Below are 15,236 nucleotides of genomic sequence, written 5' to 3'. Positions count from 1 at the left end.
ATGTTTGAATTAATTAGAGACGAAATCCACCTCATCGAGGTTAAGAGCCGTCACGTTGACGGAAACATCCAGCTCCACGCTGTAGCTCCGCCTTTCCCGGCGCAGGAAGAAGAACAGAAAAGCTTCTTTGCGCACCCTGACCTGCGCCTGAACAACCTGCACGTCCTGTGGCTCAATGCGCAGAAGAATGTGGTTGGTGGATTTAAGCACCGTGCCCTGAACGTGATTCAGGGCGTCGGAAAAGGCTTTGGCTTTGGTATCGCCGCGCCCGCTAACTCGCACCGTGGTAGCGAATTTTTCTTTCATACTTAACTGCCGTACTTCTTGTTCCACGCCTGTACCAGGCGCTCACCCAGCTCTTCTTTGTCCATAAAGCCAAAGCCAAGCACGTTGTTGCCTTCGTTAATCGCCGTCACACCTTCATCAACGGAGCGCATGCCGTACTTCGCTTTGTAGCCATGTTTGGTTTGTGCGGTGATGGCACCCGCGCCGCCGCTGCCGCAGAAGGAGATACCAAAGGTGGCATTTTCTGCTTTCATCACGTCGCCCAGCTTCATGTCGGCGGCAACGCCTGGAATAACCACGGCGCGACCGCCCGCTTTTTCGATCCCTGCTGCAACTTTCTGGCCTTTGCCCAGACGGTCACCAATGACTACGGTAATTTGTTCCATTGTTTTCTCCTGATTATTCAAAGATTGTCTTTCGCCACTTCGAAATGCACTGACAGCAACCACGCTTCTTCTACCGGCAGATTCCCGAACTGATCGACCACCGCCTGCGCCATTTCCATCGACTCCGCGGAGATCTCCTCGAACAAGCTCTCTTCCACTTCTGGTAACGGCTCTCCGGTCAGAGAGCGATGAATCATCGCCTTCACGTGAGAGGCCAGCATTTGTTCCTGTACCGCGTTAGGCGTGATGTGTTTACTTTTGAACAGCGCGTCAATAAAACCCTGAATACGCGCCGTTAACTCCTCGGCTTCATTAACCATTACCGCTCCGTTATTCACCCTGGGTACCTCGTTAACTAATCTGTTTTTTAAGCTACCTGGCGGGGGGAAAGGTTTGTAGCGAGTTGTTTTCCACTTCGAAGTGGAAATCGCAGCTGCAATAGTGATCTGTTCCACATAAAGAGCCGGAATGACGCTTTTCCGCTGGCTTACCGTGAAATGGCTCACATAACCAGGTGATAAAAGACCGTTTTTCCAGCGGCGTTTTTTGTTTGAAAGTGTGATGAAAGGACCGTTTTACCGCCATCATTGGCGTTGCTTATGACGGATACGTTCGTGGTGTAACAGTAAATCCTGCTGCTTATTGCGGCTCATCAGTGCCGTTCGGTCTCGTTTGCTATACCTTAATGGCATAATTTTTCCGACTGGGGTTATCGCCGGGTAATGAAAATCGACGCTGAAATCACCTTCCGTAAGCTTGAGATATTCATGGAGTTTATGGAGAAAGGGAACATTGCGCGCACCGCCGAAGCGCTAGGTATCAGCGGGGTTAGCGTGCATCGCGCATTGCATACCCTGGAGGAGGGTGTGCGCTGCCCGCTGTTTATCCATAAAGGGCGCAACCTGGTGCCGCTAGAGTCTGCGTTTACCCTTCTGGAGCACAGCAAAGAGGTGGTTGCGCTGATGACGCGCGGCATCGATGAAACCCGTCAGGCTGCGGGTGTAGGCCAGGGACGGTTGCGCATCGGCACCCTCTATTCCCTGACGCTCGAAACCGTGCCAAAACTGATCATGGGCATGAAACTCAGGCGGCCAGAGCTGGAAATGGATCTCACTATGGGTTCAAATCAGGTGCTGCTAAATATGCTGGAAGACGGCGTGCTGGACGCCATCCTGATCTCTATTTCCGAAGGCGAAGTCGATCGCTCAAGGCTGGAAGTCCTGCCAATGTTCCGGGACGATATTTTCCTGGCGGCACCGACCAGCTTCCCGCTCGACACCAGCCATCCGGCAGATTTGCGCGAATTCCACGGTGAGAAATTCGTTTCTCTGGCGGAAGGCTTTGCGACCTACGCGGGCTTTCAGGAAGCCTTTAGCGTCGCCGGTTTCGAACCGGAAATCGTCACCCGGGTAAACGACATTTTCTCGATGGTCAGCCTGGTACAGGCGGGCGTCGGGCTCACGTTGATGCCCGGAAGAATGAAGAAGGTGTATGAAAATTCGGTGCAGCTTTTACGACTCGCCGAGCAATACCAGATGAAGCAGACCATCGCTATCGTCTTCGCCCGTAATCGCGAACTCGATCCGAACCTGCTGGCGCTGGCCGCCGAGGGGCGCATGTACGCCCGCTCGTTTATCGATACGCCTAACGCGCCACCTTAGTTTTTTCCGCAAGATGAACGATAGCCGCCACGCTGTTTTGTTCGCGGCAGACGGTGATTCCCTCCCGAAACGCCTGTCGCGTCAGCCCCGAAAGCACGCTGCCCGGCGGCATTTCAATGGCCAGACGCACGTCCCGCTCGTTGGCAGCAACCATCGCCTCTCGCCAGCGCACCGTGCGCGCCATGTTGAGCGCAAGATCTTCCGCAATTTGTTCGGGTAACCAAAGCACGCGGCCCGTGCTACCGCTGAGATAAGCGCAGGACGGGCGGTTCAAGGCTACATCGGCAAACGCCTGCTTAAGCGTCTGAGCAGGTTCGTTCAGCAGCACACAATGGGACGGCACGCTAACCGCCAGTGGGCGAGCTTTTTGCGCGCCCTGCTCCAGCGCTCTGTGCGCCACCTTCGCCATAGCCTGCTCGCTCCCGGCAATGACGATTTGCTGCTCGGCATTGATATTCGCGATATAGGTTCCACTCCCCGCGACAAGGGCTTCAACCTGCTCAAGGCGCAGCCCGACGATGGCCGTTAAGCCGTAACCTTCGGGATAAGCCTGCTCCATCAGGTCGCCGCGAAGTGCCACCAGTCTTAGGGCATCGGAAAAACTGATTACCCCGGCGACGACAGCCGCCGGAAATGCACCAATAGACAGGCCGCTAACCATGTCCGGCTTCACGCCGTTACGCTCAAGCTCCTGCGCCCAGGCCACGCCAGCGATTAGCAGACAAAGCTGCACGGCGCGAGTGTGTTTCAGCGCGGCAACGCTATCCAGTTGGTCGGTTTCATCCCCTAAAACCACCCTCACCTGCGCCATGATGGCATCACGCTCGGGTAAATGTTGCAGCATGCCAGCGCGCTGCGTTCCCTGCCCGGGAAAAGTAAAAAGTATCTTCATCCGTTATCCTCCGGCTGCCAGGGGTTGGCCACGAGCTGCGGCCCCTGGTTGGTTTTCAGCAGCACGCGTTTTTCCCTTAGCCATTCCGCCAGCGCAAATGCGCCATAGGGCGTTTCGATTTGCGTGTCGGCCCGGCAAAGCAGTTTGTCGGTCAGGCTCTGCCACTCTGCCAGCACCTCTTTTGCCAGGGGCTGCGGACTGCGAATCAGCAAATCCAGGTCGCTCGCGGCATGCATTACCGGCACTTCTGTTGCCAGCGCGTAGCCTACGCTCCCGGTAATACCCCAGCACCATGTCCACGGGCGACTTGCCAGTTGAATAGCCGCCTGCACCGGTGGCATGGAAACAAAAGCAGAATTGAGCAGCAGCTCGCGGCTGGATAACATCTCCGGGCTAACAACGCTCTTTACGCTCGCCGGATGCACCCAGCCCGCCGCGCGCTGGTCGCGCCGCATTCCCCGCACGCCTACCGGCACACGGCCTTCACGCTCGACATCACGCCGTACCACCACCGGCAGCGCAGGTCGCCACTGGCTTGTGACCCATTCTTCGCTCACCCCTTCCAGCGCTTCGCGGTCGGTGAGCCAAAGGAGATCGTGGGGGCGTAATGTCGGCATAATTTAAAGTCCTGAAGTCAGCGTAATAAACAGCGGTAGCGACAGGATAGAGAGTACCGAGCTCAGCAACAACACGGCTTCTGCATCCGGCGACTGCACGCCAAAGCGGTTACCAAAAACAACGCCAAAGAAACCAGCAGCCAGAGCAATCATCAGAATGGAAGTGATCGCCACCGGGCCGGTCAGACCAAACGCCAGCACGATCCCCCAGGCGATAAACGGCTGAATAAGCAGCTTGGTGACGGTCGCGGAGATAACCATGGTGTTGATCTGCAGCTTACGGGCAGACAGGATCACCCCGGTCAGGAACAGCGCGGCGGCGGTAGCGGCCAGGCCCAGCGGTTTAATCGAAGCCAGCAGAAGGTCAGGCATACGGATACCGATAGCCGACAGCACAACCCCCAGCAACGGCCCCCAGACGATAGGTTTTTTCACCGAGCGCCACATCAGCACCGGCAGCATAGCCAGCGTAGAGCCGCTGTTTTCACCGGCCGCACGCGCTTTTTCACGCTCAAGGATAAGCAGGCAGAACGGCGTCATCAGGACGGAACCGCAGGCAATAGATACCGCCACGGAAAGTGAAGTCGAAGAGCCTTCCCCGAGCACGCTGCCTAATATTGGCAGGCCGAGCGCAGCATAGTTAGGCAGCGCCACGGTAAGGGTTAACACGGCGGCATCCTGCGGCGACTTTTTAAATACGTTGGTCGCAAGGAAGTAAATCGCCGCGTAGGTAATCCACATCGCAAGCACCAGCACCACAATCAGTGGAGACTGCTGAACAATGCCAAGCCACGGCGTTTGAACTGTCGCGCTAAACAGCGCGGCGGGTAGAGCAAAGTCCATCACAAAAATGTTAAGCAGCGAGACATTTTTGTTATCGACCATTTTCGCTTTGCCGGCGAAAAATCCCAGCAGCATGATGACAAAAATAGGGGCCAGAGCATGAACGATCACGTAAGTCATAACTTCACCTTGAGTCAATAAAGAGAGTTAGCACGGTCGCGATATTTATTATTTTCGGACGTTTTTTTTACTCAGGCACGGCTTACCGTGCCCGGTTATAGAGTCCGGCAGGTTTGTCTTTTTTATTACCAGCTGGCGCGCATACGTTCACGAACCAGCGCCGAACTGTGGCGATTTTTCGCCAGTAGACGGCATTTCAGCGAAGTCTCGCTACGTGCTTCTTTCACCGCTGTGCTCAGGGCTGCCTGCACTTTTGCCACATCGTCACTTTGCGGAGCATCCGGGTTGTTGATATCCAGCAGCGCGGAAAGCAGACCCAGGGTTTCATAGTTGCTGATGTCGTAGGCCATCGGTGGAATGGTGGCGGCCAGTTTTTCCAGCGCCTCCACGGTGCGCAAGGTGATACGCGCGGCGGACTCTTTTCCCATCGCGTGGATCATCACGCCCTTGTCGTTAAAGGCAATCAGCCGGTTAGCCTGGTAACCGTGGGCGAGGAACGCCCCGGACATCGCTTTGCCGACAATCAGGCCCACAACAGGATGCCCGGCCAGGCGGGCATTGGCGTAAGCGCCTGCGGCACCTGCCAGCGCCTGGTGAATACCGAATGCCTCTTCGCGACGCCCATAGGCCTGGCTTGGGACATCAATCACCGCGACGATGGCGCGCTTTTCAGCCTTATCGGCATCTTCAGCGATGGTTTCACTGACCACTTTTGCCAGCGTCCAGCCTTCTAACAGCCCTACTTCGCCGCCAGCCGCCCGGGGATAATGGTTATTGGCATCGGGCACCACGGCGATAAAGCGTGCAGGTTTCCCGTCAACGTTGCCGTCGGCGACCTGTACGGAGGCGCACAGCCCCGCCATACGTGGTGCATCCGGGACCAAAGTGTCCAGCCAAACGGCGGCGCGATTCAGTTTCTGGCTCATTAGCGTTTCTCCCCAAAAAGCTGTTTGATTTGTTCGGCATCAGCCTGCTGGCTGGTGTCAAAATGGGTCAGGCGATCCAGATACCACGCGTAGTTATCGGTGCGGTGCTGAGCCGGAACGCCTTTGGCGATGGCTTCGTTGACCGCCTGCTTCACGGCATGAATGCCGTCGCCAACCAGCGCATCCACCAGCCCGCTCTGATAGCGAACTTCGCCGCCAGTCATGCCCCAGATAAACGGCCGATCGCGGGAGTCGTATTCTTCAATGCCCGCCTCCTGCTCGATAACCTGCGGGCCGTTGAGGCCAAGACGTGCCTCACGGGTCACAATCAAGTAGCTGCAAAGCGCGGCGGCGATCGACATCCCGCCGAAGCAGCCCACGGTGCCGGCCACGACGCCAATCACCGGCGTGTAGCGACGTAAATCGACAATCGCCGCGTGGATATCGGCAATCGCCGCCAGACCGAGGTTGGCCTCCTGCAGGCGCACGCCACCGGTTTCCAGGCAAAGCACAGCCTGAGTAGGAATGCCGCTGCGGTTGTCTTCTGCCGCCAGTTCAAGCGCGGCCGCCATTTTCGCCCCGGACACTTCGCCCATGCTGCCGCCCTGGAATGCACCTTCGATGGCAATCACCACCGCCGGGCCACCGTTAATCGTGCCTTTGGCAACGACCATCCCGTCGTCGGACTGAGGCACGATGCCCTGCAGCCCCAGCCAGGGCGAAATAATGCCGTCGAATGGGTCGAGCAGTTCACGATAGCTGCCTTCATCCAGCAGCAGGCGTGCACGCTCGCGGGCTCTTAATTCAATAAAGCTGCTGTCATCACGCATGAGCCACCTCCTCAAAGACCTGTTCGATACGGATACGCGCCACGCCCGGCGTCGCACCAAAATCATGAATTTTTAGCTGCCCGGCGGGCAGGCTGCTCAGCGCGGCCAGGCGATCGAAAAGTGCTTTCCAGCGTTTTTCGCTGTTATCGACGGAAGTAGTGATGTCGATGGTCAGGGTCTGCCCTTGTGCGGCAGAAAAAAGGACTTCCATATCACCGGAGCCCACCACGCCAGCCAGAGCTTTACCTGTGACCGTGCGGGTTGCCGGAAATGACAACGTAATGTGTTCCATAACGCCCTCGTTAAATAAGTGAGTGAAGCGGGGTGGCATCGTTAGCGATGCAGTCCAGCAGAAGCGTGGCGGCGAGCAAATCTGCCGCACCACCCGGAGAAGCATTCAGCGCCAGCATGTTGCGGTCGAGCATGTCCAGCGCATCGCGGCCTTCTTTGCGCGAGATACCGCCGTTGATCAGCACGTTGCGGGCGCCGTTCTGCATCGTTTCCAGGCCGGTTAATCCGGCACGCGAGAGAACGCAGGTATCTGACAACGAAGTCATAATCGCCATCAGAGCATCAATGCGAGCCTCGCCTTCGGTTGCTCCGGACTGGCGACTGCGGCGGAGCTGAGGCAGCGCGAGACGCATAACGTGAGGAAAACCCTGCTGAGCTTCTTCTCGTGCGCCCGGCAGGCGATAGCGTCTTGTGGCTCTCAACCCTTTGCTAAAGCTCTTGGGTGCAGCCTCATCAGGAAGCGCAGCCAGCCGTGCCGCCGTAGCGGTAATCTCCGCGCTGCTGCCTGCCATACCGTGCATAGCGGCGGCGGAAACCAGCAGGCCGAGCGCCCAGATTGCGCCCCGGTGGGTATTCACCCCACAGGTCGCCGCCATCATCTGCTGCTCCCCTTCGCGCCCCAGGCGCCCGACCAGCTGGCGCAGAGCAATGTCGGCCGGACGTTCCCAGCTTTGTAATGCCAGAGCATGAAATGTCGGGGTCAGGCTGTGGGCCGATCGCTCCATCAGCGCCAGGCTGAGGTCGTGATGGGCGCCATTCCCCCGGCTGTCCACCAGACCGGGTTTCGGGCTCAGGCGGGCTTCTTCAATCAGGCTTTGGGTCGCCGCCCTTGCCAGCCAGCCCGCACCGGCCTCAACGCCTTTCTGTGGATGTAATTTCATTACCAGCTCCGGAATTTCGCTGGCGGGTTGTAGAGACCGCCGGACCATTCGACCAGATCGGCCACGCTGCTTGCCGCCAGCAGGGAACGGGTCGCCTCGCTACGGCGGATCCCCATGTCTTCCGGGTAGGCCACTTTGCCGCTCTGGCGAAGCGCCGCGACGCGCTTAGCGTCAACGCCCAGGCCGATGTCGGTGATACCGGCAACTGCCGCCACCATCGCCCGGCGCTCTTCCAGGCTCTCCGCACGGTAAAGATATGCAATCCCTTCCTCGGTCAGGACGTGGGTGACGTCGTCGCCGTAAATCATCACTGGCGCCAGCGGCATACCGGAGGTTTTAGCCACCTCAACGGCGTCCAGAGTTTCTACGAAGGTCGGTTTCACGCCCGCCTGGAAGGTTTCGACCATCTGCACCACCAGCTTTTTGCCGCGCTGCATCGGGTCAGGTTCGGTGATCATGTTCAGCCAGGCCGGTGTGGCATGGCGACGACCATGCGGATCATGGCCCATGTTTGGCGCGCCGCCGAAGCCCGACAGGCGGCCACGCGTCACGGTAGAAGAGTTAGCCAGGCCATCAACCTGCAGAGTGGAACCGATAAACATATCCACCGCGTATTGCCCTGCCAACTGACACATGGCGCGGTTAGAGCGCATGGAGCCGTCTGCGCCGGTAAAGAAAATATCCGGGCGAGCGCGGATGTACTCTTCCATCCCCAGCTCACCGCCGAAGCAGTGCACGCTCTCAACCCAGCCGCTTTCAATCGCCGGGATCAGCGTCGGGTGCGGGTTCAGGGTCCAGTGCTTGCAGATTTTACCTTTCAGGCCGAGCTGTTCGCCGTAGGTGGGCAGCAGTAGCTCGATGGCGGCGGTGTTGAAGCCGATCCCGTGGTTCAACGACTGCACCTGATGCTCAGCGTAAATGCCTTTGATAGCCATCATCGCCATCAGGATGTGTTCCTGCTTGATCAGGCGCGGGTCGCGGGTAAACAGCGGTTCGATAAAGAAGGGTTTGTCGGCAACCACCACATAGTCAATCCACGAACCGGGAATGTCCACGCGCGGCAGGTCACAGTCGTCGTCTACCAGTTCATTAACCTGGGCGATAACAATGCCGTCATGGAAGGCGGCTGCTTCAACCAATGCGGGCGTATCTTCAGTACTCGGCCCGGTGTACAAGTTGCCTTTGCGGTCGGCTTTATAACCGGCGATAAGCGCGACGTTAGGCGCAAGATCGACGTACAAGCGAGCATAAAGCTCGATGTAGGTGTGAATCGAGCCAATTTCTAACTGCCCGTCTTCCAGCAGTTGAGAAATACGCAGGCTTTGGGTGCCGGAGAAAGAGAAGTCAAGCTTGCGGGCGATACCTTTTTCAAAAATATCAAGGTGTTCGCTGCGGCCTACGCTTGGCATGATCATATGCAGATCGTGCACTTTTTGTGGGCTGACTTCCGCCAGCATACGGGAGAGGAAATCAGCCTGTTTCTGGTTGTTCCCTTCCAGCACCACCCGGTCGCCTGGCGCAATCAGCTTTTCCATTACGCCGACGAGGTCCCCGGTCGGGATCACCTTGCCCTGTACGTTGCTGGACGCCATCCGCCGTTGCTTCTCGGTGCGGCGTGTGTTCCAGACGCGGGCAGGCGTTTGGCTAGCACTCATTATTAACCTCCTGATTCAGCGAATCATTTTGATTGGCTTTAGTCTGGTTAAAAGTGTGCGCCACGCCGGGTTGGCTATCAATTAAGCTCAGGAACCAATCATTAGCCTTAGAGTAATAATGGATTTACCGTTTTGTGATCGAGGTAGAAGGCGAAGAGAGCCGGGGTGCGCTACACGGACGAAGGGGAAAAAAGTGTACTCTGCCGCCCCCGATGTTAAAATTGGCGAGTCTTAAATACAGGTTTTAACGTCATGCAGCTCGTCGCCATACTCAACAATCCTCTGCTAAAACAGCCGCGCATCGCTTAGCGCGCTCACACATTTCCGTCTGCAATTTGAAACGGAACTTTGTTCCGTGGGCACACTTTTGCTGTGAGAAAAAACATGTCAAAGACTGAAAAGCACTGGTCTCAGGTCGAGTACCTGCACGAAACGGTGACCAACCCCAATATTCATATCAAAGGCCAGCACAGTTATTACAGCGACTGCTGGGATAGCGGTTTTGAGCGAAGCGTGGTGCGCTACCTGCAAGGTGATGCGGTGAGCCGGGAGTGGGAATCCATTGGCAAACTTGACCAGCTGTGGATAGGGGATTACGTCTGTATCGCCGCCGAGGCGGTGATCCTGATGGGCGGCAACCACACGCACCGAGGCGACTGGTTTTCCCTTTACCCCTTTATCGAGACCATCAAAGACGCCTACCGCGCCAAAGGCGACACCACGCTCGGGGATGGATGCTGGATAGGTATGAGGGCGATGATAATGCCCGGCGTGACCATCGGTGAAGGCGCGATTATTGCCGCTGGCAGCGTGGTGACGAAAGACGTCGCACCTTATAGCGTTGTCGGCGGTAACCCGGCCAAACCAATCGCCCTACGTTTCGAACCTGAGGTGATTGAGCGGCTGCTAAAGCTGCGAATTTATCAGCTAAGCGACGAGCACTTTCAGGCGATTCGGCCCCTGTTGAGCAATAACGATATTGCTGCGCTGGAGCACGATGTGGGAGCACTGCGGTAAAGAAAACGGGCGGGAATAACCCGCCCGTTCTTAAATCTTAGCGAAACTTCTTGTGGTAGGTATCGCGAGTGGTTTTGAAGTCAGCGGCAGCAGCCTGAGCTTCTGTCACTTTGCCTTCGTTGGCCAATTTCAGTGCACCGTCAATCTGGCCCACGAGGATATCAAACCCGTGGCGGTACTCTTTCATGTTGGCGCTGTCGGCCGCTTCATTTTCCAGCTTAGGCGGGGTGCCTTTCTGCGCATCCAGAGCCGCTTCACGCATATTACCCAGTGAAGTTTTCAGCTCGGCGGCGTCTTTGGTGCTCAGCACGGTCTTGTAGTTTTTCGCGATAATGTCCATGTCGTCGCCAACATCTTTGGCAAACGCAGCGCCGGACAGTAACACGGATGATACGGCTAACATTGCAATCAGTTGCTTACGCATTTACTCACCTTTCCTTTATCTTTTTTATATGAGAAACGGGCGCGGCAGGACGCGCCACATTGCTTTACTGACCGGCTATCTTCATCTCCGGAAGTAAGACTGAACCACACTGAATGTTGCTACGTGTTTCTATATCGTTGCCAATAGTAACTATCTCGCGCCACATGTCTTTCAGGTTGCCGGCGATGGTGATTTCGCTCACCGGATACTGGATCTCGCCGTTCTCAACCCAGAAGCCCGCCGCGCCGCGAGAATAGTCGCCGGTAATGCCGCTCACGCCCTGCCCCATCAGCTCGGTTACGACCAGACCGGTGCCCATCTGTTTCAGCATTTCCTCAAAGCCCAGCCCCTGGCCAGCAATGCGCCAGTTGTGGATGCCGCCCGCGTGACCGGTGCTTTTCAGCCCAAGCTTGCGCGCGGAATAGTTGGTCAGCAGCCACTGCTGCAGCACGCCGTCCTTGATGATATCGCGGCGTTCGGTGCGCACGCCTTCGCTGTCGAATGGCGTGGAAGCCAGGCCTTTCAGCAGGTGCGGATGCTCTTCAATGGTCAGCCAGTCCGGCAGGATTTGCTTGCCCAGGGAATCCAGCAGGAAAGTTGATTTGCGGTACACCGCGCCGCCCGCAATCGCGCCGACCAGGTGACCAAACAGCCCGGTCGCCACTTCATTAGCGAAAATCACCGGCGCTTTCATGGTGGACAGCTTACGTGGAGACAGACGAGATAACGTGCGACGCGCGCAGTCGGCCCCGACCCATTCAGGTGATTTCAGGTCTTCCATCGCGCGACCGATGGTGTAAGCATAATCCCGCTCCATATCACCGTTTTCTTCGGCAATTACGCAGCTCGACAAGGAATGACGAGTGGAGCAGTAGCTCTGCAGCATACCGTGGCTGTTGCCGAAAACTTTGATGCCGTAATGGCTGTTAAAGCTGCCGCCTTCGGTATTGGTAATGCGTTTGTCCACGTTCAGGGACGCGTTTTCCGCTCTCGCGGCAAGCTCAATGGCGCGCTCCGGGTCAATTTCCGTTGGGTGGAAAAGATCCAGATCGGGTGCATCAAAGGCCAGCAGTTCTTTATCCGCCACGCCAGCGTAAGGGTCCGGCGAGGTATAGCGCGCAATATCCAACGCGGCCTGCACGGTACGGGCAATGGCGTCCGGACTCAGATCTGTGGACGAAGCGCTGCCTTTGCGGTTTTGGTGATAAACGGTGATGCCCAGCGCACCATCGCTATTAAATTCGACGTTCTCCACCTCACCGTAGCGGGTGCTGACGCTGATACCGGTGGTTTTACTGACCGCCACTTCCGCGCCGTCTGACTTGCCCTTTGCCAGCTCCAGCGCCTGTGAAACCGCCTGCTCCAGAACCTGACGTTGTTGTGCTACTTGCGTGTTTACTTTCATCGCTACTGCCATAATGTAAGGTGAGTCGTTCAAGTCTAACAGGATCAGAACAATTTCGCAGTGCAGGCCCATTGCTGGTAATATCCGCGTCAACTTTTTAAGGAGCCTAATATGACCAAGCAGCCCGAAGACTGGCTCGACGACGTGCCCGATGATGAAAATGAAGACGAAGATGATGAAATTATCTGGGTCAGTAAAAGTGAGATTAAGCGCGACGCCGAAGAGCTAAAACGCCTGGGCGTTGAGCTGATGGAACTGGGCAAAAATGCCCTGGAAAAAATCCCGCTCGACGATGATTTACGTGCCGCCATTGAGCTGGCGCAGCGCATCAAGAAAGAAGGCCGCCGCCGCCAGGTGCAGCTGATCGGCAAGATGATGCGTTCCCGCGATATGGACCCAATCCGTCAGGCGCTCGACAAGCTGAAAAACCGCCACAACCAGCAGGTTTCGCTGTTCCACAAGCTGGAAGCCCTGCGCGACCGCCTGGTTGAAGAAGGCGATGACGCGATGAGCGAAGTCCTGAGACTTTATCCGCAGGCGGACCGCCAGCAGTTGCGCGTGTTGATCCGTAACGCGCAAAAAGAAAAAGCGGCCAATAAGCCGCCTAAGTCCTACCGTCAGATCTTCTCTTACCTTCGCGAACTCGCCGAAGAGCAGGAAAGCTAAGACGCTAGCGCTGGCCTGTTTTCCCCGGCCAGCGCTCAATTTCCTCTGACCTTTTTCAGGTCAAATTACTGCGTCGATATAGCGCCACGCCCACCGCCAGCACGGCAAGCATCCCCGCACAGCTGCGGTTCACCCAGCGCATCACGTTGGCCGAGAACTTACGCATCGCGTGGCGGCCACCCCAGGCGTAAATCGTCATCATAATGCAGTCGATAATCGCGCTGACCAGCGCCAGAATCATGTACTGCATCGCCACCGGCTCCTGCGGGCGGATGAACTGTGGCAAAAAGGCCGAGAAGAACAGCAGCCCTTTGGGGTTGGATAAACCGACCATCAGCGATCGCAGAAACGCCGTTTTGCCCGTAGCCACCGCCGCCGAAGCGCTCACGCTTAGCGCCTTAGCAGGTGCGCGCCACAGCACGTAAGCCAGATAGACCAGGTAAAGTGCCCCGCCCCACTTCACTACCGCAAACAGCTGCTCGGATGCCTGTAACAACGCCCCCAGGCCACAGCCGACCGCGCCAATCAGCAGCAGGTCAGCCAGTACGGCACCGAGAAAACCGTAGCCCGCAATACGCATCCCGTAAGTTGCCCCGTTATTGAGCGCTAAAAGCATTGACGGGCCGGGCGTCACCATGACCGCGCTAACGGCGATGACGTAAAGAAAAAGCGTGGTGATATCCATCCATCTAGTCCTGGTAAAAAAAATAGATTAGTGCCCGGCGGCTTCTGCCTGCCGGGTACTTTAAAACGTTTAGGTTAAAGCGGGCGTTCCATCACGACGCGACAGAGATCGTCAAAAAATCGCTGATACCGCGCCTCACCAATGGGCTGCGGATAACTCAGCACAATCAGTTGATGATCGGGGATGTCCGCATGGTAAGTCGGATGGTGATGTACATAGTCGTTTTCGCAGAAACCGAGGCTCTGGTAGAAACGTAGCCGCTTATGGGCGATCTCGGTGGTGAGCGGATCGATTTCGAGGATAGTTTGCGGGTAGAGCTGCAAAAACTGGCTCAGCATTCGCTTGCCGTAGCCCTGTGCACGCAGCTGGCCGTTCACGGCGAGGTGCTCAATATAGGCATAGTCACCAAAATCCCACGCGCCGATCATGCCGACAAACTGCTCGCCGTCGAACCAGGCCTGCAGGCTGTAGTTTGGGTTGGCTAGTGCGCTAATTTTTGCGGCGGGCTGGCGTTTCTCATGGCGCGGAAAGGCGCTTTCATACAGCTCGTCCACGCGGTCAAAATACGGGGAGCTGCGGTCGGTAATTCGTTTTATCGTTAGCATGGCGCGCAGTTTACCAAATGCAGGCGGAGAAATAACCTGGCGGCGGGCTACTTGCCTTTGATCTGAAACGCCTTGCGGTACAAAGAAGGCGACGTTTTAAATTGCTGCTGAAAATGCCTCCGCAGCGAAAGCGCGGAGCTAAAACCGGACGCCATTGCCACCTGTTCCACCGGCTGATCCGTTTTTTCCAGAAAGCGCTGTGCCAGCGCCAGGCGTTGATTAAGCAGCCATTGCGTCACCGTTGTGCCGGTCGTTTGCTGGAAGCGACGGGTAAACGTCCGGCGGCTCATACAGGCTCGGCTTGTCAGGACATCAACCGAAATGGCCTCCTGTAGATTTTGCGTTGCCCAGCCGAGCGTCTGCATAAAGCGATCCCCGCCGTGGGTGTTATACACCGGCTGCTCGATAAACTGCGCCTGCCCGCCCTGCCGCTGCGGAGGCACCACCAGCAGGCGAGCAACGTGGTTAGCCACTTCGGCACCGCACTGCTGCCGGACCAAATGCAGGCAGCAATCAATGCTGGCCGCCGTTCCAGCCGAGGTCACCACGTCGCCTTCATCGACATAAAGCACGTTTCGGTCCAGGGCGACCAAGGGGTAAAGCTGGCTGAAAGCCTGCATCCAGTTCCAGTGGGTTGTCGCCGGGCGGCCATCAAGCAGCCCGCAGGCCGCCAGCACAAACGCCCCCATGCACAAACCCACCACTTTTGCGCCACGCGTGTGGGCACTTTTCAGGGCAGCCTGCAGTTCAGCAGGCGGTGCGACGGCGGGATCGCTCCAGCTCGGCACAATCACCATATCCATCTCATCCAGCGCCACCAGGCTGTGTTCGGCGGTAATGGTAAACCCTGCGTTGGTTTTTAGCGGCCCCGGCTGCGTCGCGCACACGGCCAGCTCATAATAAGGCAGGCCTGCCTCATCGACGGCTTTTTCAAACACCGCACAGGGCACCGAGAGGTGAAAAGGAATGATGTCAGGAAACACGACAATCCCTATTTTAATCGCTGACATCCTGCCTCCGACAATTTGGCGCAATACGCACGGTTTT

The 15,236-nt window shown here is 57.0% G+C and carries 19 protein-coding genes; 3 read left to right on the top strand and 16 right to left on the bottom strand.

Translation table 11 applies throughout. The features are described 5' to 3' along the window. Positions 1 to 9 precede the first annotated feature (9 nt). From LH23_RS07325 to LH23_RS07315, 3 genes are read right to left on the bottom strand one after another with little or no spacing between them, the layout of a single operon-like run. Complete coding sequence (locus LH23_RS07325; RefSeq protein ID WP_039289594.1) at positions 10 to 306, bottom strand: DUF4312 family protein; 297 nt, start codon at positions 304 to 306, stop codon at positions 10 to 12. Between the two features lie 2 nt (positions 307 to 308). Continuing rightward, positions 309 to 671, bottom strand: a complete 363-nt coding sequence (locus LH23_RS07320; RefSeq protein ID WP_008453696.1) for an SFCGS family glycine-rich protein — start codon at positions 669 to 671, stop codon at positions 309 to 311. Between the two features lie 17 nt (positions 672 to 688). Then, positions 689 to 991, bottom strand: a complete 303-nt coding sequence (locus tag LH23_RS07315; protein ID WP_039289591.1) for a glycine dehydrogenase — start codon at positions 989 to 991, stop codon at positions 689 to 691. Positions 992 to 1,393: 402 nt separating this feature from the next. On the opposite strand from LH23_RS07315, the gene LH23_RS07310 reads away from it, so the two are divergent. Next, positions 1,394 to 2,332: a LysR family transcriptional regulator gene (locus LH23_RS07310; RefSeq protein ID WP_039289588.1), complete on the top strand. Its 939-nt coding sequence runs from the start codon at positions 1,394 to 1,396 to the stop codon at positions 2,330 to 2,332. Here LH23_RS07310 and mdcH read toward each other — a convergent pair. The 8 genes from mdcH to mdcA form a co-directional block, all read right to left on the bottom strand. After that, positions 2,316 to 3,224, bottom strand: coding sequence for a malonate decarboxylase subunit epsilon (mdcH, locus tag LH23_RS07305; RefSeq protein ID WP_039289585.1), 909 nt, complete (start codon positions 3,222 to 3,224; stop codon positions 2,316 to 2,318). The two genes, LH23_RS07310 and mdcH, sit on opposite strands and share 17 nt — an antisense overlap. Next, positions 3,221 to 3,844: a malonate decarboxylase holo-ACP synthase gene (locus tag LH23_RS07300; RefSeq protein ID WP_197062516.1), complete on the bottom strand. Its 624-nt coding sequence runs from the start codon at positions 3,842 to 3,844 to the stop codon at positions 3,221 to 3,223. The genes mdcH and LH23_RS07300 overlap by 4 nt, the downstream gene beginning before the upstream one ends. After that, positions 3,845 to 4,804 (bottom strand): AEC family transporter, encoded by a 960-nt coding sequence (locus LH23_RS07295; protein WP_039289577.1) that lies wholly within the window; start codon positions 4,802 to 4,804, stop codon positions 3,845 to 3,847. Positions 4,805 to 4,929: 125 nt separating this feature from the next. After that, positions 4,930 to 5,730, bottom strand: coding sequence for a biotin-independent malonate decarboxylase subunit gamma (gene mdcE, locus LH23_RS07290; protein WP_039289574.1), 801 nt, complete (start codon positions 5,728 to 5,730; stop codon positions 4,930 to 4,932). After that, the gene (locus tag LH23_RS07285) at positions 5,730 to 6,560 is read right to left on the bottom strand and encodes a biotin-independent malonate decarboxylase subunit beta (protein WP_039289571.1); all 831 of its coding nucleotides are present in this window, start codon (positions 6,558 to 6,560) and stop codon (positions 5,730 to 5,732) included. The genes mdcE and LH23_RS07285 overlap by 1 nt, the downstream gene beginning before the upstream one ends. Further along, complete coding sequence (mdcC, locus tag LH23_RS07280; RefSeq protein ID WP_039289567.1) at positions 6,553 to 6,852, bottom strand: malonate decarboxylase acyl carrier protein; 300 nt, start codon at positions 6,850 to 6,852, stop codon at positions 6,553 to 6,555. Before mdcC ends, LH23_RS07285 begins: the two co-directional genes overlap by 8 nt. A 10-nt stretch (positions 6,853 to 6,862) precedes the next feature. Beyond that, the gene (locus tag LH23_RS07275; RefSeq protein ID WP_039289565.1) at positions 6,863 to 7,732 is read right to left on the bottom strand and encodes a triphosphoribosyl-dephospho-CoA synthase; all 870 of its coding nucleotides are present in this window, start codon (positions 7,730 to 7,732) and stop codon (positions 6,863 to 6,865) included. Next, complete coding sequence (gene mdcA / locus LH23_RS07270) at positions 7,732 to 9,387, bottom strand: malonate decarboxylase subunit alpha (protein WP_039289563.1); 1,656 nt, start codon at positions 9,385 to 9,387, stop codon at positions 7,732 to 7,734. The genes LH23_RS07275 and mdcA overlap by 1 nt, the downstream gene beginning before the upstream one ends. A 384-nt stretch (positions 9,388 to 9,771) precedes the next feature. On the opposite strand from mdcA, the gene LH23_RS07265 reads away from it, so the two are divergent. Further along, a complete protein-coding gene (locus tag LH23_RS07265) occupies positions 9,772 to 10,404 on the top strand; it encodes a CatB-related O-acetyltransferase (RefSeq protein ID WP_039289560.1) in 633 nt (210 codons plus the stop codon). Positions 10,405 to 10,441: 37 nt separating this feature from the next. Here LH23_RS07265 and cybC read toward each other — a convergent pair whose 3' ends face one another. Together cybC and pmbA are read right to left on the bottom strand one after the other, a co-directional pair. Beyond that, positions 10,442 to 10,828 carry a cytochrome b562 gene (gene cybC / locus LH23_RS07260; protein WP_008453720.1) on the bottom strand — a complete coding sequence of 129 codons (387 nt, stop codon included), beginning with the start codon at positions 10,826 to 10,828 and terminating at the stop codon, positions 10,442 to 10,444. Between the two features lie 64 nt (positions 10,829 to 10,892). Then, positions 10,893 to 12,245 (bottom strand): metalloprotease PmbA, encoded by a 1,353-nt coding sequence (gene pmbA, locus LH23_RS07255; RefSeq protein ID WP_039296438.1) that lies wholly within the window; start codon positions 12,243 to 12,245, stop codon positions 10,893 to 10,895. Positions 12,246 to 12,344: 99 nt separating this feature from the next. On the opposite strand from pmbA, the gene yjgA reads away from it, so the two are divergent. Then, a complete protein-coding gene (yjgA, locus tag LH23_RS07250; RefSeq protein WP_008453724.1) occupies positions 12,345 to 12,899 on the top strand; it encodes a ribosome biogenesis factor YjgA in 555 nt (184 codons plus the stop codon). A gap of 55 nt (positions 12,900 to 12,954) precedes the next feature. Here yjgA and LH23_RS07245 read toward each other — a convergent pair whose 3' ends face one another. From LH23_RS07245 to LH23_RS07235, 3 genes are all read right to left on the bottom strand, one after another. Further along, complete coding sequence (locus LH23_RS07245; RefSeq protein ID WP_008453726.1) at positions 12,955 to 13,584, bottom strand: LysE family translocator; 630 nt, start codon at positions 13,582 to 13,584, stop codon at positions 12,955 to 12,957. Positions 13,585 to 13,658: 74 nt separating this feature from the next. Continuing rightward, positions 13,659 to 14,189, bottom strand: a complete 531-nt coding sequence (locus LH23_RS07240) for a GNAT family N-acetyltransferase (RefSeq protein WP_039289556.1) — start codon at positions 14,187 to 14,189, stop codon at positions 13,659 to 13,661. A gap of 47 nt (positions 14,190 to 14,236) precedes the next feature. Next, the gene (locus LH23_RS07235) at positions 14,237 to 15,199 is read right to left on the bottom strand and encodes a GlxA family transcriptional regulator (protein WP_052050143.1); all 963 of its coding nucleotides are present in this window, start codon (positions 15,197 to 15,199) and stop codon (positions 14,237 to 14,239) included. Positions 15,200 to 15,236: the final 37 nt, after the last annotated feature.

The organism is Cedecea neteri (assembly GCF_000758305.1).
Lineage (GTDB): Bacteria > Pseudomonadota > Gammaproteobacteria > Enterobacterales > Enterobacteriaceae > Cedecea > Cedecea neteri_C.
The sequence above is the reverse complement of the archived record's forward strand: the minus strand, read 5'-3'. Positions and strand labels throughout refer to the sequence as shown.